The 22,408-nt window shown below is 70.7% G+C and carries 16 protein-coding genes; 12 read left to right on the top strand and 4 right to left on the bottom strand.

Features of this window, described 5'->3' with window-relative positions; all coding sequences use genetic code 11:
* Window positions 1-123 precede the first annotated feature (123 nt).
* Both ACIHCL_RS18360 and ACIHCL_RS18355 read right to left on the bottom strand, forming a co-directional pair.
* Complete coding sequence (locus ACIHCL_RS18360; RefSeq protein WP_399862908.1) at window positions 124-2,175, bottom strand: hypothetical protein; 2,052 nt, start codon at window positions 2,173-2,175, stop codon at window positions 124-126.
* 600 nt (window positions 2,176-2,775) lie between these two features.
* Window positions 2,776-4,326 (bottom strand): trypsin-like peptidase domain-containing protein, encoded by a 1,551-nt coding sequence (locus ACIHCL_RS18355; RefSeq protein WP_399862906.1) that lies wholly within the window; start codon window positions 4,324-4,326, stop codon window positions 2,776-2,778.
* 387 nt (window positions 4,327-4,713) lie between these two features.
* Between ACIHCL_RS18355 and ACIHCL_RS18350 the strand changes: the two genes are divergently transcribed.
* The 3 genes from ACIHCL_RS18350 to ACIHCL_RS18340 all read left to right on the top strand — a co-directional run bounded on the left by ACIHCL_RS18350 (window position 4,714) and on the right by ACIHCL_RS18340 (window position 7,661).
* Window positions 4,714-5,523 (top strand): glycerophosphodiester phosphodiesterase, encoded by an 810-nt coding sequence (locus tag ACIHCL_RS18350; RefSeq protein ID WP_399863192.1) that lies wholly within the window; start codon window positions 4,714-4,716, stop codon window positions 5,521-5,523.
* Window positions 5,524-5,576: 53 nt separating this feature from the next.
* Window positions 5,577-6,332 (top strand): ATP-binding protein, encoded by a 756-nt coding sequence (locus tag ACIHCL_RS18345; protein WP_399862904.1) that lies wholly within the window; start codon window positions 5,577-5,579, stop codon window positions 6,330-6,332.
* Between the two features lie 363 nt (window positions 6,333-6,695).
* On the top strand, window positions 6,696-7,661 hold the full coding sequence (locus tag ACIHCL_RS18340) for a DUF5926 family protein (RefSeq protein ID WP_399862903.1): 966 nt from the start codon (window positions 6,696-6,698) through the stop codon (window positions 7,659-7,661).
* A gap of 1,096 nt (window positions 7,662-8,757) precedes the next feature.
* Here ACIHCL_RS18340 and ACIHCL_RS18335 read toward each other — a convergent pair.
* Window positions 8,758-9,489 (bottom strand): bifunctional DNA primase/polymerase, encoded by a 732-nt coding sequence (locus ACIHCL_RS18335; protein ID WP_399862901.1) that lies wholly within the window; start codon window positions 9,487-9,489, stop codon window positions 8,758-8,760.
* Between the two features lie 636 nt (window positions 9,490-10,125).
* Between ACIHCL_RS18335 and ACIHCL_RS18330 the strand changes: the two genes are divergently transcribed.
* Both ACIHCL_RS18330 and ACIHCL_RS18325 read left to right on the top strand, forming a co-directional pair.
* Window positions 10,126-11,496, top strand: coding sequence for a PP2C family protein-serine/threonine phosphatase (locus tag ACIHCL_RS18330; RefSeq protein ID WP_399862899.1), 1,371 nt, complete (start codon window positions 10,126-10,128; stop codon window positions 11,494-11,496).
* Between the two features lie 263 nt (window positions 11,497-11,759).
* Complete coding sequence (locus tag ACIHCL_RS18325) at window positions 11,760-13,235, top strand: aminopeptidase P family protein (protein ID WP_399862897.1); 1,476 nt, start codon at window positions 11,760-11,762, stop codon at window positions 13,233-13,235.
* A gap of 43 nt (window positions 13,236-13,278) precedes the next feature.
* Here the strand turns inward: ACIHCL_RS18325 and ACIHCL_RS18320 are convergent, their stop codons facing one another.
* Window positions 13,279-13,857: an ATP-binding protein gene (locus tag ACIHCL_RS18320; RefSeq protein ID WP_399862895.1), complete on the bottom strand. Its 579-nt coding sequence runs from the start codon at window positions 13,855-13,857 to the stop codon at window positions 13,279-13,281.
* A 392-nt stretch (window positions 13,858-14,249) separates the two neighbouring features.
* Here ACIHCL_RS18320 and ACIHCL_RS18315 point away from each other — a divergent pair, with 392 nt between their 5' ends.
* From ACIHCL_RS18315 to pheA, 7 genes are all read left to right on the top strand, one after another.
* On the top strand, window positions 14,250-15,047 hold the full coding sequence (locus ACIHCL_RS18315; RefSeq protein WP_399862893.1) for a hypothetical protein: 798 nt from the start codon (window positions 14,250-14,252) through the stop codon (window positions 15,045-15,047).
* Between the two features lie 218 nt (window positions 15,048-15,265).
* Complete coding sequence (locus tag ACIHCL_RS18310) at window positions 15,266-16,012, top strand: YcnI family protein (RefSeq protein WP_399862891.1); 747 nt, start codon at window positions 15,266-15,268, stop codon at window positions 16,010-16,012.
* A gap of 250 nt (window positions 16,013-16,262) precedes the next feature.
* Window positions 16,263-16,913 carry an SCO family protein gene (locus tag ACIHCL_RS18305; RefSeq protein WP_399862889.1) on the top strand — a complete coding sequence of 217 codons (651 nt, stop codon included), beginning with the start codon at window positions 16,263-16,265 and terminating at the stop codon, window positions 16,911-16,913.
* Complete coding sequence (locus ACIHCL_RS18300; RefSeq protein WP_399862887.1) at window positions 16,910-17,356, top strand: copper chaperone PCu(A)C; 447 nt, start codon at window positions 16,910-16,912, stop codon at window positions 17,354-17,356. Before ACIHCL_RS18305 ends, ACIHCL_RS18300 begins: the two co-directional genes overlap by 4 nt.
* A 14-nt stretch (window positions 17,357-17,370) precedes the next feature.
* A complete protein-coding gene (locus tag ACIHCL_RS18295) occupies window positions 17,371-19,431 on the top strand; it encodes a copper resistance CopC/CopD family protein (RefSeq protein ID WP_399862886.1) in 2,061 nt (686 codons plus the stop codon).
* 8 nt (window positions 19,432-19,439) lie between these two features.
* Window positions 19,440-20,774 (top strand): iron uptake transporter deferrochelatase/peroxidase subunit, encoded by a 1,335-nt coding sequence (gene efeB, locus ACIHCL_RS18290; RefSeq protein ID WP_399862884.1) that lies wholly within the window; start codon window positions 19,440-19,442, stop codon window positions 20,772-20,774.
* A 27-nt stretch (window positions 20,775-20,801) separates the two neighbouring features.
* A complete protein-coding gene (pheA, locus tag ACIHCL_RS18285; protein WP_399862882.1) occupies window positions 20,802-21,737 on the top strand; it encodes a prephenate dehydratase in 936 nt (311 codons plus the stop codon).
* The last annotated feature ends 671 nt before the right edge of the window (window positions 21,738-22,408 follow it).

The raw sequence follows: 22,408 nt of genomic DNA, 5'->3' as shown, positions 1-22,408 counted from the left end.
CCCCGGTCCGGCGCCGACGCATGGAAGCGAAGCCCCGTGCTCTCGCGCGTATTGGTGTCCGAGGCTTGATCGAATAAGCATCGAATAAGCGAGGAGCGCCGCTGGCCTGCGAACGCGCTCGTGTCACCCGAGCCCGGTCCGCTGCAGCGCCGTCGCGGGGATTCCCTGGTGCGCCTCCCTCGCGGCTTCGGCCTGTTCCGCCTCTCCCTTCGCGGCCAGGACGTTGGTGGCGGAGTTGAAGCGCTCCATGGAGGTGGGGTGGTCGGGGCCCAGGACGTACTCCTTCAGGGCACGGCGGTCGAGGACCAACGGGTCGGTGTGCGGGGCGCGGACCGAGTCGAGGATCTCCGGGAGGCGGGTGCACGCGCGGTCGAGGAGGTAGGCGCCGCCCGCAGTGGTGTAGGCGGCCCGGAACTCGTGGTCGGGCAGGTCGTGCGCGTTGGTGAGGACGTACGGCTTGAGGCTGGCCACGAAGTCGGCGACCACCGAGGAGACATCGCTGATGAGGATGTCCGCCTGGTTGAAGCACTCGTAGAGGTTCGGCAGTTGATCGACAATCACGTTGTGGCGGACGGCGCCCTGGCTCTCCCAGAAGATCCGGTGCCACTCGGCGCGCAGTTCCTGCCACTCGGCCGCCCCGGCACGGTCGGGAACCCGGGCTTCGCGCATCTGCTCGGCGTCGTCGTCGCCGTCGTGCCGGCCGGCCAGTTCGTCGAGGCGGGCCTGGATCTCCTGCAGCCGGGGCCGTACGGCGGCCACCGCGGCCTCCGCCTTCGCGGGGTCGCGCCGCTCGTTGTCGACGCGCAGCAGCTCGCGGATCGCCTGATCGGCGGCCGCCGCCTCGGCCGAGCGCTTGCCGGTGAGCGGGTGCGGCTTGTAGATGATCCGTACGTTCTCCGCCAGGAGCTTCTCGATGAGGGGTACGCCCATCGGGATCAGAGAGGTGTGGCAATCGTCGTCGCTCCAGCCCTCCCAGGTGGGCGCGTAGAGGACGACGGGCAGAGGGCCGGGAACGTGCTCGGCGTGCAGGCGGATCGGGGACAGCTGCGGGCGACCCACCTCCACGATCGCGCTGTCGCTGATCGCGTGCCGCACCCGCTGGTAGCGGTCCCGGCCCGCGCGGCCGGCCACCCAGATCTCGTCGTACACCTTGCTGACCCGGTTGCTGCTGGCGAGTTTGTCGCTGTCGCCGTGCCCGATGAAGACGTGCTTGGCCTCGGCCACACGGAGCATGTGAACGTTCTTGCCCGCGTTGCCGGGATACAGCACGACCCGGACGCCGGACAGTTCGAGCTCGGCCAGGTCGTCGGCCTTCGGCACGCAGACCACCGGGATCCAGGTACGGCTCAGGTAACGGAACGAGGCACGCTCCCGAAGGATGATCACCGGGCGCAGGTCGAGCTGCTCAAGCGTCTCGATCCACATGTTGACCTGGTACATGAAGTCACGGGAGACGGCCGCGAAGCTGAAATAGAGCGCCACCTCCGGCCGGTACCCCTTCAGCTGGCGGTTGACCTCGGCGAACACCTCGTCCCGTGCGGGCATCCGGCGCACCCTGCGGTACTGGCCCAGCAGTGCGAGGACAGCCGCCGCGGTCACACCGACGGTGACCGCGAAGCCCGCGTAGGCCGGCTCCCAGGTGCCGGCGGCGAGCGCGGCGAGGAGCCCGGCGTGGGCCGGCAGGTCCAGGTGCAGGAGCTTGCGCAAGTGGCGTCTGTACAGTACGGCGGGCGGCTGCTGCGGTATCGGCAGCTCGCTCAGGTCGAGGTTGCGCACCACCAGCGGCAGCACCCGGCGCCGGCGGATGGCGTGGTGCACCGCCGCGTACAGCATCATCATCGCGAAGTGACCGCTGAAGACGGCGAGGGCGGTGACCAGCACCGCGCCGGGCGCGTCCATCCGGCTGGCCAGTGCGAGCAGCATCACCGTACGAACCGCGAACCGCATGGTGCGATCGAGATGCAGCGCCGCCAGCCGGCGCACGAAACTCGGGGCTCGCACATGCAGAACCTCGTCCACCACATACGTCACGGCCGCCGCCGCCACGAAACCCCACAGGGACGGCAGCAGGGCGAAAACCGGCAGCGCGACGAAGCCGACGCCGAGCAGGAGCACAAGGAGCAGGTCGGTCACCCCGCGCACGCGCAGGACTCCACACAACCGACGGATCATCATGGGTAGGCTTCCTCTTGCAAGACGTTCGCCCAGATGGGGCGAAATGGTGTACACCAGTTCGACTCACGAAGAAGGTAAAAAGTTGTACACCTGACTCGCGGGAAATATTCACCTTCCGTTTACGCATGTCCGAGGGTCGCTCGGCCGATGGCGCCGTCGAAGGTGAGGCGGTCGACGGCGGCCGCGCAGACCCCCGGACTTCCGGTTCCGCGCAGACCGCTGTTGCCCGGCCCGCGAGCGCCTGAGCCGGCCGGTCAAGGGTGCGTCTGATGAGCTGCCGGGCGTCGGCAGGAATCTGGTCCACACGTGGTCCGCACGCACCGGTCCGCGGCGTGGCAGGTCCGCATCAACGCGAGACAGCCGGCATGCGGAAGGGGCGTCTCTCATGAGAGACGCCCCTTCCGCATAAATGTCTGCCGACCTGTGGAGGCGGTGGGGTCCGAAGTCACGGAGACGCTTTTACGTCCTCGCGTTTGCCCTCGGGTTTTCCCTCGGGTTTGCCCTCGCGTTCTTCAAGACCGTTGCCTTGAGGCCGCTCGGGCAACCCACCCCGCGTCACCGGTTCACCGACCGGGACCGACACGGGGACGCCCTGACCGGTCAGCTGTCGCCCTTGCGCTCCCCCAGGGTGACTTCGGTCGTGGCCGTCCTGCCGTCACGCTCGTAGGTGAGGGGCACGCGGTCGCCCGGCTTGTGCGTCCAGATCTCGCCGATCAGGGTCGGGCCACTGTCGACCACGGTGTCGCCGAACTTGGTGATGAGGTCACCGGCCCGCAGGCCGGCCTTGTCCGCCGGACCGCCCTGCACCACGGCGTCCGTGCCGCCGCCCGCACCCCGTTCGGAGATGAGCGCTCCGCCGGCCCGCTCGTCCATCCTGACCGTGGCACCGATCACGGGGTAGACCGGCTGACCAGTCTTGATCAGCTGCTGGGCGACGGTCGTCGCCTGGTTGATCGGGATCGCGAAACCGAGGCCGATGGAGCCGGCCTGGGTCTGGCCCATGCCGCTGCCGGTCGACTGGATGGCCGAGTTGATGCCGATGACCGCGCCGCGCGCGTCGAGCAGCGGACCTCCGGAGTTGCCCGGGTTGATCGACGCGTCCGTCTGCAGGGCGCTCATGTACGAGTTGCCGCCGCCGGCCCCGTCCCCGGAGGCGACCGGGCGGTTCTTGGCACTGATGATGCCCGTGGTCACCGTGTTGGACAGGCCGAACGGGGCACCGATCGCGATCGTCGAATCGCCGACCGCGACATGGTCCGAGTTGCCGAGGGGCAGCGGGGCGAGCCCCGACGGAGGGTTCCTCAGCTTCAGCACCGCGACGTCGTAGCCCTGCGCCCGGCCGACCACCTCGGCGTCGTACTTCTTGCCGTTGGAGAACGTGGCCGTGAGCCGGCCGCTGTCCGCCGCGGAGGCCACCACGTGGTTGTTGGTGAGGATGTGGCCCTGTCTGTCGTACACGAAGCCGGTGCCCGTACCGCCCTCGCCGTCACCGCCCTGTGCGTCGATGGTGACCACACCGGGCAGTGCCCTGGCGGCCACGCCCGCGACCGTGCCGGGGTCACGCTTGAAGCCCTGCGGGTCGGACGAGGCCGAGACCGTGGTCGAGCCGTTGGACGTGTTGTTGCGGTCGGCCGCCCAGTAGCCGAAGGCACCACCGATACCGCCCGCGATCAGCGCCGCCGCCGCCACGGCCGCCACCAGGCCACCCATGCCCCGCTTCTTCGGGCCCTGCGGGGCGGGGAACTGGTCCGGAGCGCCCCAGACCGGTGCCCCGCCGTCCGCGCCGTGGTGCGCGTACATGGGTTCGGAAGGAGGGGGCGGGGGCCAGTTCGCCTCGGCGGCAGACTGGAAACCGGAGGGAGCCGGGGCCTGGACCGGCCCCATGGGGGTGGTCGCGGCCGGTCCGTCGGTCGCGGCGGAGGGCTGTCCGGCCGTCGGAGCCGAAGGCCCCCCGGCCTCTCCGTCCTCGGAGGGCCGCTCCTCCCCCGCGGGCCTCCCCGCGGGGGTCTGCGGTGCCTGTGGGTGTCCAGGGGCGGACGTGGAAGCGGGAGCCCCCTGGGGAGCATCGGCCGGCGGCACGGGAGGTACGGACGGAACCGGCGGAACGGCCTCGCCCGCAGTGCCCTCGCTGCCCTCGTTCTCTGTGCTCACAGCTCTTTACTCCTCGATTCCACACGATTTTCGGCAAGAGATCCGCTGTGTACGTGTCCTGGGACAGCTTTTCCCATGACTCGTCAGGCCACTGTAAGCAGGACCTGTGCATCCGCCAGCCGGCCCTTACATCCGACAAAACGGGCTTCCGCCCGCGGTCGGCGCGACGTACCGGGCAACAAGCGCCCGACGTACCCGGCAGCATGCGCCCGACGCACACCGAGGCGGCGCGGAAGACGCACCGCGCGCCGCGCGGACGCGTCGCACACGCCGCCGCGCGTCGTCCGGTGCGCGGCACCTTCGCGCGGGCGCCTCCGGCGCGAGCTGTACCCAGCGCCCGCTCCTCGGTGACACGATGACGCAGTGACCCAAGCGCGGCAGCCCTCCATGCATCCTCCCATCCAGGTCATCGCCCACCGGGGCGCGTCCGACGACGCCCCCGAGCACACCCTGGCCGCCTACCGGAAGGCGATCGAGGACGGCGCCGACGCCCTGGAGTGCGATGTACGGCTCACCGCCGACGGGCACCTCGTGTGTGTGCACGACCGCCGGGTGAACCGCACCTCCAACGGCCGTGGTGCCGTCTCCGCGCTGGAGCTGTCCGCGCTCGCCGCCCTCGACTTCGGTTCCTGGAAGGACCGCGAGGGCCCGGAGGCTCCGGACTGGAACCCGGTGCCGGGAGAGCTCACCTCGGTGCTCACCCTGGAACGGCTGCTCGAACTCGTCACCGAGACACGGGCCGCCGGACACCCCGTCCAGCTCGCCATCGAGACCAAGCACCCCACCCGCTGGGCGGGCCAGGTCGAGGAGCGGCTGCTGCACCTGCTGAAGCGTTTCTCGCTCGACGCCCCACCGGCCGACGGCCCCTCGCCGGTACGGATCATGAGTTTCTCCGCGCGCTCCCTGCACCGCATCCAGGCCGCGTCGCCCGCCCTGCCCACCGTCTACCTGATGCAGTTCGTCTCGCCGCGCCTGCGCGACGGCCGACTGCCCGCCGGGGCGCGGATCGCCGGTCCCGGGATACGGATCATCCGCAGCCACCCCGGCTACGTCGAACGCCTGCACCGTGCGGGCCATCGCGTCCACGTCTGGACGGTCAACGAGCCCGAGGACGTCGAACTCTGCGTCAGCCTCGGCGTAGACGCAATCATCACGAATCGCCCTAAACAGGTTCTGTCACAACTGGGACGCCTTTAACATCCGTTACAGAGAGTGCGACGGCGCATTCGAACCGTACTCGATCGTCACGAGTGCGTCACCGGTGGGCGAACGGTCGGTTTCCGGTCCGGCCCAGGGGGGCATCCACTTCGTGGCGTGGGGCAAAGGAGGTCTCGGGGGTGGCGTTGGTGGTGGCACAGGAAGTGCCCACGTCGTCGAGCATGGCCGTTCCCCATGGCCCTGCGGGCGTGAGGCAGGCACGGCACCGGATGCGCGAGCAGTTGCGCGACCACGGGATGCCGGATGCGGTCATCGACGATGCCGTATTGATTCTTTCCGAACTGCTCAGCAACGCCTACCGGCACGGCAGGCCGCTGGGACGGCACGCGGAAGCGGGTGAGGGCGACGTCCGCGCCGCCTGGCGCGTGGACGGAGCGGGCGGGCTGACCGTCGAGGTGACGGACGGCGGCGGCCCGACGCGGCCGGTTCCGGCCACGCCGTCGGTGACGGCCCGCGGCGGTCGCGGTCTCAACATCATCAGCGCGCTCGCCCAGGAGTGGGGCGTACGTGACGACTCGCCCGGTGAGGTCACCGTCTGGGTCCTCGTCCACGAGGGACACCGGAACGGGCTACGCCGGAACGACGGGCGCGGCAACGCGCCCGGACCCGGCAACGGGCTCGGGCACGGGAACGAAGCCCGCGGGAGCGATGGGCGCGCGCGCTCGTCCGGAGGGCACGGCTCCCCGGGAGCACCGAGGCTGTCGGGTATGCGCCGCGCGACGGGCGTGCCGGGTCCGGCGGCGCTGGACCGGCTGGGCTTCACGAAGCCCCTCGACAACGCGGGCTGAGGCCGCGCCCGGCGACGCGAGCGGGACGACCGGCGGGCCACGGGCCGAAGACGCGTCACTGCTTCATGGCGACACGGCGCCTCATGGCGACCCCGCACCTTACGGCGGCACGGCGGCATCGCGCGGTTCGGGCCGGACGCACGCGTCCGGTGGCACGGGCGCGGCTCGGCGTCCGGTACGGGACCGGCGGAAACCTCGCGCACCGGCGTCACCCCGACGTGGAGCGCGTGCGCGGAACCCGTGAACCATGCGGTGCGCGGCGCGGTCGCACGAGACGGGTGAGCGGGCGTGTGTGTCGGAGGTGACACGGGCCGCTAGGCTCGCGGCCCAGACCGCACTGTCGCAATCGGGAGAAAGCCCACCATGGCCAAGAAGCGCCCTCAGACCAAGGCCGGGAAGCAGCAACTCAAGGATGGCGAGATCCCGGTGGTCGGGGCTCGTGAGCCTTGCCCGTGCGGCTCGGGCCGACGCTACAAGGCGTGCCACGGCCGCACCGCCGCCCAGGCCGTGACCGAGCTGGTCCAGCGCCCCTTCGAGGGCCTGACCGGCGAGTGCGACTGGGTCGCCCTGCGGGAACTGGTGCCGGCCGGCACGGTCGAACTGAAGCTGAAGGGCGGGCTCCCCGACGGCGTGCCCTCCGTGACCCTCGCCACCGTCCTGCCGATGGCCTGGCCGGCGCTCCGCCGCGACGACGGCTCGGTGCTGCTCGGACTGCAGAACGACACCCCCTCGGGCGACCTCAGCCGCGACCTCGCCGACACGCTCCAGCAGGCGCTGGCCGCGGCCCCCGGTTCGCCCGTGACCGCGCGGCGCGCACCGGCCGACGGACCGCGTCTTCAGGACATGCTCGACTCCGATGCGCCGTTCGAGCCCGTCGTCCACTCCGGCTTCGAGTTCTGGGTTCCGGACGCGGAGAACGCGACGCCCGAGGTCTCCGCCTCCCTGGAGCGCGCGAACGAGGCGGCGATCCCCACGACACGGCTCTCCGGAGTGGATGCCGCGTACTGGTGCGAGACCCCGGAGAAGAACCACCTGCGGTGGGTCATGCCACACCCCGAGGAGCAGCTTCTCGACGCGCTCGCCCGGCTGCACGCCGCCGGTGTCTCTTCGCTGGGCGAGGGGACACGGCTGGTCGGCTCCTTCCGGGCGCACGGACTGATGGTCCCGGTCTGGGACCTGCCGAGCGCGATGGGGGCGGCGGAGTGCGAGAAGCCCGCGGCGGAGTTCGCGGAGCGGCTGGCCGGGGCGCTCGCCTCGGACGCGCCGATCACCGCCGAGGAGCGACGGGCCCGCGGCGGGCTCACCAACCGCCAAGTGACGCTCAGCTGACAGTGACGACCGCCGGTCCGACTCGGTGACCCGCGTCACAACCCCGGTACCGGCAGGTAAATCCCTGTCCGAATACGCGAGATCGAATTTGCGAACGGCAGATCTCTTGTTACCGTTCTAGAAGCCCGGTCGCTGGTGCATCCCCCGTCGCCAGCGATCGGGCATCCTCATTTTCCGGTACGGCGCACAGCGCACGCCCGGCGCGTAAGCCCGCGCACGCTCCGCCTCCGAGGCAACTCGGCAACGCGCCCCAGCCGTACGCCGCCCGACCGCGACGACCCCGCCCCTGTGCGGTCGGCGCGAGCCTCCCACCACCGCACATCGCGCTCAACACCGCGCGGCTGCACGCCTTTTGACGCCGTGTTCCGCGCCGGCCGCCCCCCTCCCGCACCGTCCACGACGGGCTCCGTCGAGGCGATCGTTCTCGGCCGAAGAAAGATCCGGGCCCCCTTTACGCTCCCCCCACAAGAGAGATCGAATAAGTCTTCGAATTTCTGCGAAATACCCACGGAAGGCTCGTCAGAAATCCAAAACTCGCCGCACTTTGCAGCGGCAGACTTTGCTTGAGCGGGCGCGGAGCCGACACAAGACCCGACACAAGACATCACCGGAGAGGGCGACTCGGAGATTCCCGTAAAGCCCGCTCGAAGTGCAGGGCCGAGGAATCGCACAGCGCGCACTGTCGGCAGGACCCGGCACGGCTCCGATCACGTCTCCGGCGATCAATGAAGGATGACAGCATCTGCGAACTTCGCCCGGACTTCACCCGAACTTCGCCCGAACTTCGCCCGAACTTCGAACAGTTCGATGTCTGTCCGGTGGTGATTCCGCGACGGCACCGCGAAATACCCCTATATGCCGCCGGAAGCCCATTCCCCCGAGCGCCTCCCCAGGGTGTCCGCCACCCTGCCCCGCACGTCCGGTCCCGGGCCCCGGCCTTCCACCGGCCCGCCCCGGACACACAACCGCCCAGGAGCACTCGGGCCCGGGGCACGCGCCCACGAACAGCCGCGCCACGGGCCCTGGGTTCGCCGCGCTGACGGGCCGACGCCCCGAGGCGCTGCCCCGTGACGGCGGCGCCCATGCCGTCGGGCCTTCAGTACGCGAGCCGGCTGCCCCCGTCGGGCGCGCCGTTGCTCGCCTCGACCAGCGCGTCGAGCACCGTCCCCACCTCCGGAAGCCACGGCTCCGCCGCTTCCGCGCCGCGGGCAGTGCCACGGGCCCCCGCGCCCTGCTCGGGACCCCGTGCGGGGCCTCGTTCCCAGCGCGCCTGCCCCGTCCCCGTCGCAGACGGCGGAAGGACCAGATAACCGCCCTCGCCGTGGAAACGCAGCGAACTGGGCACCCGGTCCTGGGCGTACAGCAGCTCACCGAGCCGTTCGAGGGTGTACGGAGCGACCAGCAGCGACCACCGCGTCGGCGTGGCCACCACGGGGCCGACCCTCGCACCCATCCGGTCCAGTTCGGCCAGCGCCCGCGCGGCGGCCACGGCGGGCAGGCTCAACGCGCAGGGAGCGCGGCCACCGGTGGCCAGCAGGATCGGGGCGGTGGGCCGGTTGGTCCACCACCAGCGCACCATGCGCTCGTCGGTGGTCGCCGCCAGCAGGCCGGGGTCGAAGGGATGCGCGCCGGGTACGGCGCACTCGGGATCGGGGCAGGCGCACCCGCGGCCAAGGCCGTCCCGGCCACCGCGACCGTCGACCGCCTCCAGCCCCACTCCGGGGAGCACGGGCCACTGCCACGCGGTGGCACAGACCAGGACCGCGTCGAGCTGGGCGGGCCTTGCCCTGCGCCGGAGCCTGCGTCGCCTTCCGAGGATCTCGCGCATGAGCGCTCGTTCCTTTCCGTTGAACGCCGAGGGGCCACATCACACCACGCGTGCGTCACATCGCGTGTGCGTCACTTCGCCGTGCGTGCATGCTCGTTCGACTTGCGGTACTGGTCGTTCGTCGTGCCGAGCGTGCGCTGAGCCAGGTCGAGCAAGGGGGGGTGAGGCGGGCCGGACACCAGCCTGCCGAGGAGAGCGCATACTTCGCGCGTGTCGTCCCACGGTGCAAACCCCGCCACTCGGGGGTGGGGGTGTGGCCGTCACAAGAGAGGACGTCCGGGCCTGCTGCCGGGTTCCCGGGGCGATGGGAACTGCCCCTGACCATCATCGATTACGTACCCAGCATGCCCGAAATGACGCTTCCTGCGGGACTCCTCCTGGGACTTCGCCCCGAGAGCACCCCCTGTCGAGCACTCTCAGTCGACCCCAATTAGCTGTCACCATGTGCATTTTTCAGCCAACTTAACAGTTGCTCGGACACCATAAATCCCGTAGGGACAATGCTGGACATCACCTTACTTGTGCGTGTACATGTGGATGCTACGTGTACGTGTAGATGCACTGATAGCGACGCAGAATGACATGGGGGTTTGCGATGCTATTCCAAGAAACGCACCGGCGGGAAAGCCGTCTGCCATGAGCGCCCCGCACCTGCCGAAAGTGGCTGGAATCGATCCTACGGTTCCCGTTTCGACGCACAATGCCGGTTCTCTCTCCGGAGCACCGGCCACCCCCGGAGCATTCGTCCAGGACCGGCTGGCCGGCTGGGTCTCCGATCTGACCACGCTGCACGAACTCACCGAACGGCTGGCCCGGACCAGCACGCTCGACGGCGCCCTGCACGAGCTCCTGGACGCCGGCGCCGCCCTGGTCGGTGCCCGCCGCGGCCTGGTCGTCTTCGAGCCGTCCGACCACCGCGGCCCCGTCAGCACCGTGGGCCTGGGACTCGCCCACGCCGAACTCGGGCACATCGAGACGGTGCCGCGCAGCGCCACCTCCTACGGCCGGATCCTGGACGGGCTCCCGGACGCCGAGGGGACACGGACCACCCCCGATCTGCTCGGCGACACCACCCTGGACCCCCGCCGCCGGGAGGTGGCCGCCCGGCTCGGGTACGCCGCCAGTCACGCCGTGCCGATCACCGCGGAGGCGACCGGCAGACTCGGCGCCGCCGTCTGGCTGTACGACGAACCCGCCGAACCCTTGGAACGCCAGCGCCACCTCGTCACCCTCTACGCCGGTTACGCCGGCGAACACCTGGCCAGACTGCTGGAGCTGGAGCGGGCCAGGGCCGATGTCGCCACCGTCGCCGAGGAACTGCTGCCCACCCGCCTGCCGAGGGTCACCGGCGTCCAGCTGGCGGCGCGTCATCGCGCGGCGCCGGAGGGCGGCGGCGACTGGTACGACGCGCTGGCGCTGCCCGAGGGCGCCCTCGGTCTCGCCGTGGGTTCGGTGGACGGCTCCGGGCCGAGCGCCCTGGCCGCCATGGGGCGGCTGCGCGCCGGTCTGCGGGCGTACGCCGTAATGGAGGGCGAGGATCCGGTCGCCGTCCTCTCCGATCTGGAACTGCTGCTGCGGCTCACCGAGCCCGCCCGCTCCGCGACCGCCCTCTTCGCCTACTGCGAGCCGTCCTGCCGCAAGATCCTGCTGGCCGGGGCGGGCCACACCCCGCCGCTCCTGATCGGCGACGGACGCACCGAGTTCGTCGAGACCACCGTCTCCGCCCCGTTGGGCATGCTCGCCTGCTGGGAGGCGCCCAGTGTGGAGATCGCCCCGGCGCCGGGCGAGACCGTGCTCCTCTACACGGACGGGTTGCTGCGCCGCACCGGCGACTCGACGGACCGGGCGTTCGCACGGCTCCACGCCGCGGCGGCCCGCGTGCCGAGGGCGTTGCGCGACAATGCCTCGGCCGTCGCCGACCACGTGCTGCGGACCATGCTGCCGGACGGCCTCGACCAGGGCGGCGGCACGGAGGACGTGGTGGTCCTCGCCGCGCGCTTCGACTGAGCCGTCCGAGCCGCGCGCCGCGACCGGGCCGCACGACCCGCACGCCCCGGAGCGACCCGCACGACCCGGAGCGACCCGAACGGTCCGGGCGACCTGAGCGGCCCGCGTGCGCCGGAGTGAACGGTCGCACGACGCGTCGGACGACGGTCCGTACGCGGCTTACACCGCGCCCAGGCTGTGTAACAGGTCTTCCGACCCTGTGCCCCCTTCCGTACGCCCGTACGATGGACGGGGTCCAATGACGTATCAAGGAGAGACGAATCGTGGCTGAGGAGCTTGCTCAGGAGAACCCGGAGACCCCGGAGACCGAAGCAGCACAGGAAACGATCAAGCAGCGGAAGAACGGCCTGTACCCGGGCGTCTCCGACGAACTCGCCGCGAACATGAAGTCCGGTTGGGCCGACACGGAGCTGCGCGGCCTCGAACCGATCCCCCAGGCCACGCACACCGCCGCCCGCCGCGCCGCGCTTTCCGCGCGCTTCCCGGGCGAGCGGCTGGTCGTCCCCGCGGGCAATCTGAAGACCCGCTCGAACGACACCGAGTACTCCTTCCGCGCCTCCACCGAGTACGCCTACCTCACCGGCGACCAGACCCAGGACGGCGTCCTCGTCCTGGAACCGACCAAGGGCGGGCACGAGGCGACCATCCACCTGCTGCCGCGCTCCGACCGCGAGAACGGCGAGTTCTGGCTCGACGGCCAGGGCGAACTGTGGGTCGGGCGCCGCCACTCCCTCACCGAGGCCGAGCAGCTGCTGGGCATTCCGGCGAACGACGTCCGCGAACTTTCCTCCGTGCTCGCCGAGGCCACCGGACCGGTCCGTGTCGTCCGCGGCTTCGACGCCGGCGTCGAAGCCGCCCTGACCGACAAGGTCACCGCGGAGCGCGACGAGGAGCTCCGCGTCTTCCTCTCCGAGATGCGCCGGATCAAGGACGACTTCGAGATCGCCGAGCTGCAGAAGGCCTGCGACGCCACCGCGCGCGGCTTCGAGGACGTCGTGAAGGTCCTCGACAAGGCCGAGGCGACGAGCGAGCGCTACATCGAGGGAACGTTCTTCCTTCGCGCCCGTGTCGAGGGCAACGACGTCGGCTACGGCTCGATCTGCGCGGCCGGTCCGCACGCCACCACCCTGCACTGGGTGCGCAACGACGGCCCGGTCCGCTCCGGCGACCTGCTGCTCCTCGACGCGGGGGTGGAGACCAACGACCTCTACACCGCCGATGTGACCCGCACGCTCCCGATCAGCGGTACGTTCACCCCGCTCCAGCGGAAGATCTACGACGCGGTCCACGCGGCCCAGGAGGCGGGCATCGCGGCCGTCAAGCCGGGAGCCGCGTACCGCGACTTCCACGACGCCGCCCAGCGCGTGCTCACCGAGCACCTGGTCGCCTGGGGCCTGCTGGGCGACCTGTCCGTGGACAAGGTCCTCGAACTCGGCCTCCAGCGCCGCTGGACGCTGCACGGCACCGGTCACATGCTCGGCATCGACGTCCACGACTGCGCCGCCGCCCGCACCGAGACGTATGTCAACGGCACGCTGGAGCCGGGCATGTGCCTCACGGTCGAGCCCGGCCTGTACTTCCAGGCCGACGACCTGACCGTGCCCGAGGAGTACCGGGGCATCGGCATCCGCATCGAGGACGACCTCCTCGTCACCGAGGACGGCAACCGGAACCTCTCGTCCGCCCTGCCCCGGCAGGCCGACGAGGTCGAGGCATGGATGGCCCGGCTCAAGGGCTGACGCCCCTCAAGGGCCGTTGCCGCACGCGGAAGGGCGCCCCCGCTCAGGACACCATGAGCAGGGCGTCCTTCCTCCATTTGAGGACCTTGTCGAAGCTCACCACGGCGCCGCGGCCGGGGCCGTTCCCGAAGTGGACGTGATCGGCGAGCTGCTCGATCAGACAGAGCCCCCGCCCGTCCTCGGCGCTGAGCGAGGGGTGCGGCTGGGATCCGTGCTGCCGCCCCGACGGGCACGGCACGCCCCGCGCGGGGAAGCCGGGCCCCGCGTCGGCGACCTCGATCCGGCACTTCTCGCCGTCCAGATAAGCGGTGACCCGGTACTGGCCGGGGGCCACCCCGGAGCCTTCGCCGGGTTCACCCTGTATGCCCCGGACGTCCCCTAGGTTTCGCTCCCACTGCTCTCCTCGCGGATCGCGCCGCTCACCCGGGAGCCGGTCTTCGCGGGGGGCACGGTCGCCGCCGTGCTCGACGGCATTCGCACAGGCCTCGGTCAGCGCGACCGACAGGTCGAAGGAGACCTCCGGATCCACGCCCGCGGTCTCCATCGTGCCCAGCAGGAAGCGGCGGGCGAGCGGAACGCTCGCAGCCTCGCGCCGCAGATGGAGGGACCACCAGATGCTCATGCTCCAGCCTCCTGGCTGCGGCTCGACATACCACCGGTACGTATTGCCCCGCCCCGCCGTTCATAAGCGCCTACCGGATGCGAGACCGCTCGTTCAGCGGATACCAGCGCTCGGCGCGCCCGTGTATGCCGAAGCGCCCGGGAACCGGCGGCCCCGGTAGTCACCCGGGGCCGGGCGCGGCGGGACCTGTTCGTACACGTGGAACCACGTGCCCCGGGGGGTGCGTACGGGGACGCGGGCGTCGGATCGCACCCGTCGTCCGGACGCGCCGATCGTGCGTGGTCGATCACGCGTGCCGGACGGTGCGTGCCGGACCGGGTGCGCCGGACGGGTGGGATGGCCCGGACCTGCCGTTCCCGGGAGCGGGCCGCGGTGCGATGATGGGCCCCGCCATGTCCATACCTGTCGCACGCGCCGGGGCCGGTGTACGGCTCCTGAGGGCCACGGTGTTCACCGCGGTCTGTGTCGTGCTGTCCGCGGCAGGTCACGCCCTGGCGTCCTGTGCCGCCATCCCCTGGTGGACGCTGCTCGCCGGATTCCTGGGGATCTTCGCGCTGATCGCGCCGCTCGCCGGGCGCGAGCGCTCGCTGCCGTCGATCGCCGCCGCGCTGGCCGGTGGGCAGATCGCCCTGCACGCCCTCTTCAGCATGGGCACGCCCGCAGCGCCGATGGCCTCCCCGACCGGAGCGGACCCGCTGATCCGCTTCGCGGCGAGCCTCGTGTGCGGTGCGGGTCCGGCCCGGTTGAACGCCGCCGATGCCCACCGCATCGTCGCCACCGCGGGCATCGACCCCGCATCGGTGACCGAGCGGCAGCAGCATCTGACCGCCGTGTTCGGCACGCACCCGGACGGGCTCGTCGGCCTGCTGCCGGGTCTGCCGATGCTCCTCGGCCATCTGCTGGCCGCCGTGGCGACCGGCTGGATGCTGCGGCGTGGCGAGATCGCGCTGTCCGGGCTGGTCCGGCTCTCCGCGTACGGCGCGCGACAGGTCGCGGCCGGTGCGCGGTTGCGCGCCCTGCGCGCCGCGCTCGCGCTCGTGGCCGCCCTGCGTGCCGGACTGCCCGGCTCCCCCATGACCGGGCCGCGCACCCCGCGTACCCGGGACGACATTCCGCTCCCCGTCACGGAAGCGTTGCAGCACACGGTGATCGTTCGCGGGCCGCCCCCCGCGTACGCGCTCGCAGCCTGACGCGACACCCGACGGACGGCCGCCCGGCCGTGCCGTCACCGGGCCCCGGACGACCGGGCCGCCCCGGTCACCCGACGCGCGCCCGACCGGCGCACGGAGCCCCTGGTTCCGTACCGCCGACGCGCGAGCGCCGTAGGTGGGAAGAGGTGTCGCGACGCCGGTGCGCGCCCGCGCGCCGGACCACCCTTCCTACCTGCTTCCGTGGAGTGATTCCCGTCATGAGACTTTCCCGCATCGCCCTGGCCGGCGGCATCGCCGCGTCCACCGTCCTGCTCCTCGCGGGCACCGCCTCCGCGCACGTGTCCGTGCAGCCGCTGGGCGAGGCCGCCAAGGGCGGGTACGCGTCCGTCAACATCAAGGTCCCCAACGAGCGCGACAACGCCTCGACGATCAAGGTCGAAGTCAACTTCCCGACCGACCACCCGCTGGTCTCGGTTTCTCCGCAGGCCGTGCCCGGCTGGGACATCCAGATCACCAAGACCAAGCTGGACAAGCCGCTCGACATGCACGGCCGGAAGATCGACGAGGCCATCTCCAAGGTCACCTGGACCGCCAAGGGCGACAAGGGCGAGGCCGGTATCCACCCGGGCTACTTCCAGCAGTTCCCGCTGTCCATCGGCCAGCTCCCCGAGGACGCCGACCAGCTGGTGTTCAAGGCCATCCAGACGTACGACAACAAGGAAGTCGTCCGCTGGATCGAGGAGCAGAAGGACGGTGCCGCCGAACCGGAGAGCCCGGCACCGGTCCTCAAGCTGACCGCTCCGGCCGGCGACGGCCACGGCGCCGACGCCGGCACCGAGAAGGGTGCCGCGAAGGGATCGGACGAGCGCACGACGGCCTCGTCGGAGACGTCCGACGCGTCGGGCAGCGACACCACGGCCCGCGTCCTCGGCATCATCGGGATCGTCATCGGCATCGCCGGGGTGGCCTTCGGTGTCCTCACCGGCCGCCGCCGCACCGCCTGAGCGGGGCGGCCCGATTCTCCGTCCGGTGCGCGATGTCGCGGTGACCATCCGGTTCCGCGGCATCGTGCGGCCGCACCTCACCACCGGTGCCCGGGGCCCGCGGGTCCCGCGTGCCCCTGCGCCCGTCGGGCCCGATGCCCTCGGCCCCGTCGGCCGCGAGGCCCTGGGCCCGCCGGTACCAGGACCTTCCGGGCCTCACCCGTCCGGTTCGACCCACCCGTTCCATCGACCCACCAGGATTCAGTGCTCCATGCGTAAGAAAGCAGTGCTGGCAGCGGCGTTCGCCGCCACGGCCGCACTCACCCTGTCCGCCTGCGGCAGCGGCGACGACGCCGGGAAGCCCGTGGCCGACGTCTCCGTCCCGGCCAAGACCAAGGCGGCGACGGTGCTCGACCAGCCGTTCACCAAGCCCGACCTCGTCCTCACGGACACCCATGGGAAGAAGTACGACCTCCGTGAGCAGACGAAGGGCAAGCCGACGCTGATCTACTTCGGCTACACCAACTGCCCCGACGTCTGCCCGCTCATCATGAGCAACATCGCCTTCGCCAAGAGGGCCCTCCCCAAGGCCGACCAGGACAACCTCCGGGTCGTCTTCGTGACCACCGATCCGGAGCGGGACACCCCCTCCTCGCTGGGCAGTTGGCTCAAGTCCCAGGACCCCTCCTTCATCGGTCTGACCGGCGACTTCACGGCCATCCAGCAGGGCGCCCGCCAGATCGGCATCGGCATCGACGCGCCCAAGAAGGAGAAGGACGGCACGGTCGTCTCGATGCACGGCTCCCAGGTCATCGCGTTCTCCCCGAAGACCGACAAGGGATACCTGCTCTACAGCGAGGACACCTCGCCCGACGACTACACCAAGGACCTGCCCGAGATCGTCAAGGGGGAGAACCCGTGAACCGTCGCACCGTCCTCGCCGGCGTCGCCGTCCTTGTCACCGGACTCACCCTGGCGGGATGCTCCTCCTCGGACGACAAACCCGATCTGAAGGTGACCGGAGCGTTCATGCCGCAGCCCGCCAGCGACATGGCAGCGGGTTTCCTCGTCATAGAGAACGGCGGCACCGCCGACCGGCTCACCTCCGTCACCAGCCCGATCTCGGACGATGTCACGATCCACGAGACGAAGGACCAGGCGATGCGCATGGTGACGTCCTTCGATGTACCTGCGAACGGCGAGCTGCGTCTGGAACGCGGCGGCAAGCACATCATGTTCATGCAGCTCAAGGAGCGGCCCCGGCAGGGCGACAAGGTGTCCGTGGAGCTGCACTTCGAGAAGGCCGACCCGATCAAGGTCGACCTTCCCGTGAAGGAATCCACCTACAACCCGAAGAAGCAGTGAGGGACTGACACGTCATGACAGCCACCGCCCCGCACTTCGGACCGCCCCCGTCCGCCTCACCGGCCCGTCGGCGCCTCGCCGCAGCAGGACTCCTCGCCGCTCTCGTCGGCCTGGTCTTCGGCCTGTTGCTCGGCGCCGCGGGCCCCGCCTTGGCGCACGCCGCGCTGACCGGGAGCGATCCGCAGGACGGGGCGGTGGTCGACACCGCCCCCAGGAAGATCACCCTCACCTTCTCCGAGAAGGTCGCGTTCGGCGACGACTCGGTGAGAATCCTGGACCCGAGCGGGGAGCGGGCCGACACCGGCACCGCACCACGCGATCTGAAGTGCGGCTCCGACCGGGAATACGAGGTCCCGCTGCGCACCGGGCTGTCCAACGGCACATACACCGTCGCCTGGCAGGCCGTATCGGCGGACAGCCACCCCATCTCGGGTGCCTTCACCTTTTCCATCGGAGCGCCCTCGAAGACCGCCGTCTCCCTTCCCTCCAACGAGGTCGGCGGCGGACTCGTCGGCGTCCTCTACGACATCGCGCGCTACGCCGCGTACGCCGGCTTCGTCCTGTTGGCCGGCGGCGCCGCCTTCGTGCTGGCCTGCTGGCCGCGCGGCGCGGGTGCGCGGCCCCTGCAGCGCCTGGTCGTACGCGGCTGGATGACGCTCACCGTCGCCACCCTGGTCATGCTGATGCTGCGCAGCCCCTACACCGGCTCCGGGAAGCTCGCGGACGCCTTCGACCTCGACGGGCTGAAGGCCGTACTGGACACAAAGCCCGGGGCGGCGCTCGTCTCCCGGCTGCTGCTGCTCGGCGCGTCCGCGCTCTTCCTCGCCGTGCTGTTCGGGGCGTACGCGCGGACGCACACTCGGCGCGAGGCCGAGGGCGAGCGGAAGGACCTCACGTTCGGGCTGGCCATCGGCGGAGCGGTGATCGCCGCGGGGATCGCCGCTACCTGGTCGTTCGCCGAGCACGCCTCGGCGGGCCTCCAGCCCGGCATCGCCATGCCGCTCGACCTGCTCCATCTGCTGGCCGTCGCCGCCTGGCTGGGCGGGCTGACGGCACTGCTCGTCGCCCTGTACCGGACTCCGGACATCGACGCCGTGGCAGCGGGGCGCTTCTCCCGTATCGCGTTCGGCAGCGTGCTCGTGCTCACCGCCACCGGGATCTACCAGTCCTGGCGCCAGGTCGGCAGCTGGTCCGCGCTCACCGGTACGGAGTACGGACAGCTGCTGCTGGTGAAGGTGGGACTCGTCGCCGTCATGGTCGGGATCGCCTGGGGCTCGCGCCGCTGGACCGCGCGGCTGGCCACGGGCGGAACCGGCGAGGAACAGCGGGACGACCGGGGTGCTGAGGCCGGGGCCGGTGCGGACGCTGATGCCGTCACCGGTGACGGGGTGGAGGGGGCGAAGGCCGGGGCAGAGCCTTCCGGAACCGCCGCCGAAGGCTCCGGGGCCGGCCTTGAGGAACCCCGGACCCCCGACGCCGCATCGGTGTCGGCGGCCGAGGATCCCGTACGGGCCGCGCAGCTGGCCCGCCAGCGTGCGGCCATGGCCACCGCCGAGCAGAAGCGCAACCGCGACGCCGACCCGGACCGTTCCGGTCTCCGCCGTTCGGTGCTGGCCGAGGTCGGTGTCGCCGTCGTGCTCCTCGCCGTGACGACCGTGCTGACCGCCACCGAGCCGGCCCGTACCGAGGAAGAGGCCCGCGGCTCCACGACGGCGACGGCTCCAGCCTCCGGGGGCCCGGTTGCCGTGAAGCTGCCGTTCGACACGGGCGGCGAGAACGGCAAGGGAACGGTGCGCATGAACATCGCCCCGGGCCGAACCGGAGCCAATGATCTCCACATCTGGGTCGACGGCCCGGGGGGCAAGGCCATGGACGTCCCCGAACTGAAGGTCGCCTTCACCCTGGAGTCCAAGGGCATCGGCCCGCTTCCCGCCACCCCCACCCGGGTCACCGAAGGCCACTGGATCGCGAGCGGGGCCCAGATCCCGATCGCGGGCGACTGGAAGGTCGCGGTGACCGTGCGCACTTCGGACATCGACCAGACGACCGTTGACAAGAACGTGAAGATCGGCTGAGCAAAATCGTGAGCGGAAACAACAAGGGCAAGAAGAGCGACAAGAGCGGCAAGGGCGCCGAAGAGCGGACGGCTGGCGGGAGCGGTAACCACGGTGCCCTCTCCCGGCGTCGGCTGCTCGGGGGCGTGGGCGCGACCGGCGCCGCCGGCCTGGTGCTGGGGGCGGCCGGTGGGGCCACCGGGTATGCCGCGACCCGGCCCGAGGCGCCGACCGCTCTGACCTCGGTCGGCTCCACTCAGGTGATGTTTCACGGGAAACACCAACCGGGGATCACCACTCCGCTTCAGACACGCGGCCATCTGCTCGCCTTCGACCTGGCACCCGGTGGGGGCCGGAAGGAGGCAGTCGCCCTGATGCGCCGCTGGTCGGACGTGGCCCGGCGTCTCATGGCCGGTGAACCCGCGGACGGCGGTGCGGCGGACGGCACGGCCCACGACACCGGGATCTCCCTGGACGCCGGACCGTCCTCACTGACCATCACCTTCGGTTTCGGGCACACCTTCTTCGACCGCACCGGCCTGGCCGACCGCCGCCCGCCGGGACTCGACCCGCTGCCTCCGTTCTCCAACGACCGCATCGACCCCAAGCACTCCGACGGCGACCTCTGGGTGCAGATCGGCGCCGACGACGCCCTCGTCGCCTTCCACGCGCTGCGCGCCATCCAGAAGGAGGCCGCCCGTTCCACCCGGGTCCGCTGGCAGATGAACGGCTTCAACCGGACTCCGGGTGCCACCGCGCGACCGATGACCGCCCGCAATCTGATGGGCCAGATCGACGGCACCGGCAATCCGAAGCCCACCGACGACGACTTCGACCGCCGCGTCTTCGTCCCGGCCGGGACGGGCTCGGGCTACGAGTGGCTGGCCGGTGGTTCGTACGCGGTCGTACGGCGGATCAGGATGCTGCTCGACGACTGGGAGAAGCTTCCGGTGGAGCGGCAGGAGGGAGTCATAGGGCGCCGCAAGAAGGACGGGGCCCCGCTCAGCGGTGGCTCCGAGACCACGCCGATGGACCTCGACAAGGCCGGTCCCGACGGCAGGCTTCTGATTCCGGACAACGCCCACTCCCGGATCTCCTCCCCCGAGAAGAACAGCGGCGCTGCCATGCTGAGGCGCCCGTTCTCGTACCACGACGGCACAGCGCCGGACGGAACCCCGGACGCCGGACTGCTGTTCATCTGCTGGCAGGCGGATCCGCTGCGCGGGTTCGTTCCGGTGCAGCGCAAGCTGGACCGGGGAGACGCGCTGTCGCCCTTCCTCCGGCACGAGGCCAGTGGCCTGTTCGCGGTGCCGGGGGGCGCGGCGGAAGGAGAGTATGTGGGGCAGCGGCTTTTGGAATCCTGAGCCCGCGGAGCGCACTAGGGTGACCGTATGTCCGCCACGCGATACGCCTATCTCGGCCCCGAAGGCACCTTCACCGAGGTCGCCCTCCGTACGCTCCCGGAGGCCGCCACTCGCGAACTCGTACCGATGGTCTCCGTGCCGGCGGCCCTGGACGCGGTGCGCAACGGGGTCGCCGCCGCGGCGCTCGTACCGATCGAGAACTCCGTCGAGGGCGGCATCACCACGACGCTGGACGAACTCGCCACTGGCGATCCGCTGATGATCTACCGCGAGGTGCTGCTCTCCATCCGCTTCGCGCTGCTGGTACGGCCCGGGACCAAGCTATCCGACGTCAAGTCGGTCACCGCGCATCCGGCCGCGCAGCCGCAGGTGCGGAACTGGCTGGCCGCCCATCTTCCGGATGCCGTGTGGGAATCTGCGGCGTCCAACGCGGATGGTGCCCGACTGGTGCAGGAGGGACGGTACGACGCCGCCTTCGCGGGCGAGTTCGCGGCGGCGACGTACGGTCTGGAACCGCTGGTCACCGAGATCCACGACGCGGAGAACGCGCAGACCCGCTTCGTCCTGGTGGGCCGCCCGGCTCGTCCTGCGGCGCCGACGGGTGCGGACAAGACGTCGGTGGTGATCTGGATGGGCGAGGACCAGCCGGGTGCGCTGCTCGAACTGCTCCAGGAGTTCGCGGCGCGCGGGGTGAACCTGATGCTGATCCAGTCGCGGCCGACGGGCGCCGGTATCGGCAACTACTGCTTCGCGGTGGACGCCGAAGGGCATATCGCGGACCGTCGGGTCGGCGAGGCGTTGATGGGCCTGAAGCGGAAGTGCCCGAATGTGCGCTTCCTCGGGTCGTACCCGCGGGCCGGGGTGGAGCCGGAGAACGCTGGGCCGCTGCGGCCCGGTTCGTCGGACGCGGAGTTCACCGAGGCCGCCGACTGGCTGGCCCGGAACCAGGACGGCAGGGTCTGACGTCGGCCCGTGCCGACGTGTCCGGGCAAAGGCGTCGTGTTGTCGCCGCTCCGAAGCACCGTGTTCTCGACACACCAGCACCGTGTTGTCGCCACACCGATGCGCGTCGCCATTGCCGTGCTCATGCCACACTTCGGTACCATCTGCCGATTTTCGGCATCCACCCCTCCACCCCAAGTTATCCACAGAGGCAGATCTCGACCTGGGGACAAGTCGACATCGCAGCGCCTTGCGATCGGCCCATCCCTCGATCGGCTCGGGTGCATCCACAGGTGCACGCCCCGACCGGACCGCTCGGCGTGGACCCAATTCCGGCGATCAACTCCGTAAAGCAGGGAATTCCCACCCGATCGGGCGCAGATGGCGGGTTTGAGAGGAGATTCCGTGCGTCACGGCATCACTTTCGGAACACCGCCCTCCGATGTCCACAGATCTTCCCCACAGCCTGTGGATAACTTACGGCCGCACCCGCACCTGTGGACAAGCAGGCTCCAACTCCCGCCCCACATAGGGCACATCCGTCAAGGACACCGACACCACCCGCCCCTTTAGGGGAGTAAAGCCCGTTTCGTTGACCAATGGGGCCCGACGTCGAGACCGACCGAGCCCGAAGCCGAATGCACAATAACCCCACTGCTCATCAATTCCCTCAATTCGGGCAAAGTGACACG

The organism is Streptomyces sp. NPDC052042 (genome assembly GCF_044548345.1).
GTDB lineage: Bacteria > Actinomycetota > Actinomycetes > Streptomycetales > Streptomycetaceae > Streptomyces.
This window is presented reverse-complemented; position numbering and strand designations above follow the sequence as displayed.

What these genes read in the sequence shown, in the direction of transcription:
- ACIHCL_RS18320 (WP_399862895.1), bottom strand. Translation starts at nt 13,857, where the DNA reads ATGAGCATCTGGTGGTCCCTCCATCTGCGGCGCGAGGCTGCGAGCGTT.
- ACIHCL_RS18360 (WP_399862908.1), bottom strand. Translation starts at nt 2,175, where the DNA reads ATGATGATCCGTCGGTTGTGTGGAGTCCTGCGCGTGCGCGGGGTGACC.
- ACIHCL_RS18335 (WP_399862901.1), bottom strand. Translation starts at nt 9,489, where the DNA reads ATGCGCGAGATCCTCGGAAGGCGACGCAGGCTCCGGCGCAGGGCAAGG.
- ACIHCL_RS18295 (WP_399862886.1), top strand. Translation starts at nt 17,371, where the DNA reads ATGACAGCCACCGCCCCGCACTTCGGACCGCCCCCGTCCGCCTCACCG.
- pheA (WP_399862882.1), top strand. Translation starts at nt 20,802, where the DNA reads ATGTCCGCCACGCGATACGCCTATCTCGGCCCCGAAGGCACCTTCACC.
- ACIHCL_RS18350 (WP_399863192.1), top strand. Translation starts at nt 4,714, where the DNA reads ATGCATCCTCCCATCCAGGTCATCGCCCACCGGGGCGCGTCCGACGAC.
- ACIHCL_RS18330 (WP_399862899.1), top strand. Translation starts at nt 10,126, where the DNA reads ATGAGCGCCCCGCACCTGCCGAAAGTGGCTGGAATCGATCCTACGGTT.
- ACIHCL_RS18340 (WP_399862903.1), top strand. Translation starts at nt 6,696, where the DNA reads ATGGCCAAGAAGCGCCCTCAGACCAAGGCCGGGAAGCAGCAACTCAAG.
- ACIHCL_RS18315 (WP_399862893.1), top strand. Translation starts at nt 14,250, where the DNA reads ATGTCCATACCTGTCGCACGCGCCGGGGCCGGTGTACGGCTCCTGAGG.
- ACIHCL_RS18310 (WP_399862891.1), top strand. Translation starts at nt 15,266, where the DNA reads ATGAGACTTTCCCGCATCGCCCTGGCCGGCGGCATCGCCGCGTCCACC.
- ACIHCL_RS18305 (WP_399862889.1), top strand. Translation starts at nt 16,263, where the DNA reads ATGCGTAAGAAAGCAGTGCTGGCAGCGGCGTTCGCCGCCACGGCCGCA.